The organism is Saccharopolyspora sp. NPDC002686, from assembly GCF_040295745.1.
GTDB classification, from domain to species: domain Bacteria; phylum Actinomycetota; class Actinomycetes; order Mycobacteriales; family Pseudonocardiaceae; genus Saccharopolyspora; species Saccharopolyspora oryzae.
The window spans coordinates 1-1,271 of the sequence record NZ_JBEOVY010000669.1 but is presented as its reverse complement, the minus strand read 5'-3'; the positions used below and the strand labels follow the sequence as shown (position 1 = coordinate 1,271).

The following is a 1,271-nucleotide window of genomic DNA, read 5'->3' as shown; positions in this document are numbered from 1 at the left end:
GCCGGGACCGTGGGCAGGCGGCGGATCCGGGAGGCCGCGATCGGGGTGGTCTCGTCGTGCCCGATCTGGTCCAGCACGTCCTTGACGTGCAGATATCCGCGCATCGTCCCGTCGGCGGAGCGGACCGGGAACCGGGAGAACCCGGTCTCGGCGACCACCCGTTCCACATCGCCCAGCGTGGGGCGGGCGGGCAGTGTGGTGACCTCGCTTAGCGGCACCAGCACATCAGCAACACGGTGCTCGATCGACGACAGGGTCTGGGCCAGGCGGCGGTGTTCGGACTGATCGATCAACCCCTCACGGCGGGACTCGACCAGCAGCTCGGCCAGCTCGGCGGAGGTGTAGGCGGTGTCGAGTTCGTCCTTGGGCTCGACCCGCAGCAGCCGCAGCACCGTGTTGGCGACCATGTTGAACACCGCGATCAACGGCCGCGCCAGGGTCACGAACCCGACCAGCGGCGGCACCAGCCACAACGCCACCTTCTCCGGCTCGGCCAGGGAGAGGTTTTTGGGAACCATCTCACCGACGAGCACGTGCAGCACCACGACCAGCGCCAACGCGATCGCGAACGCCACCACATGTGTCACGGTCTCCGGGATGCCCAACGCGGTGAACGGCACCTCCAACTGGTGCGCCACCGCCGGCTCACCAAGACGCCCCAAACCCAGCGAGCACAGGGTGATACCGAGCTGGGCGCTGGTGAGCATCAACGAGCCCTGCTGACTCGCGTTGATCACCACACGCGCCCGGGTCTTGCCCTGCGCCGCCAACGCCTCCAACCGGTCCCGACGCGACGACAGCAACGAGAACTCCGCACCCACGAAGAACGCGTTCAACAACAACAGCACCACACCGAGCAGAATCGCGAACCCATCGCTCATCGGGCCGCTCCCGTCGCCTCGGCGGGCTCGGGTTGGCGGGTCAGCCGCAGCTCGGCGATGCGGTTGCGGTCCATTCGGGACACCGTCAGCGTCCAGCCGTCCAGGGGCAGGCTGGCGCCGACCTCGGGGATGCGGCCGAGATCGGCCAGCACGTACCCGGCCACCGTCTCGTAGTCGTCGCCGTCGGGCATGGCCAAGCCGGTCGCCTCGACGAATTCGTCGGGGCGGAGCAGGCCGGAGATGATCCAGGTGTGCTCGTCGGCGCGGCGCACCGGGGCGACCTCCCGGCGGTCGTGCTCGTCGCGGACGTCGCCGATGATCTCCTCGACCACGTCCTCCAAGGTCACGATGCCGGCCGAGCCGCCGTACTCGTCGACCACGACGGCCAGC

Annotated in this window: 2 protein-coding genes; both read right to left on the bottom strand. The window is 69.0% G+C overall.

What is annotated here, in order from left to right; all coding sequences use genetic code 11:
* The coding region (locus tag ABTZ89_RS38780; protein ID WP_351054491.1) for a CNNM domain-containing protein at window positions 1–881 on the bottom strand (881 nt) is incomplete at its 3' end.
* A partial coding sequence (locus ABTZ89_RS38775) for a transporter associated domain-containing protein (protein WP_351054489.1) occupies window positions 878–1,271 on the bottom strand: 394 nt, incomplete at its 5' end. The genes ABTZ89_RS38780 and ABTZ89_RS38775, both read right to left, overlap by 4 nt.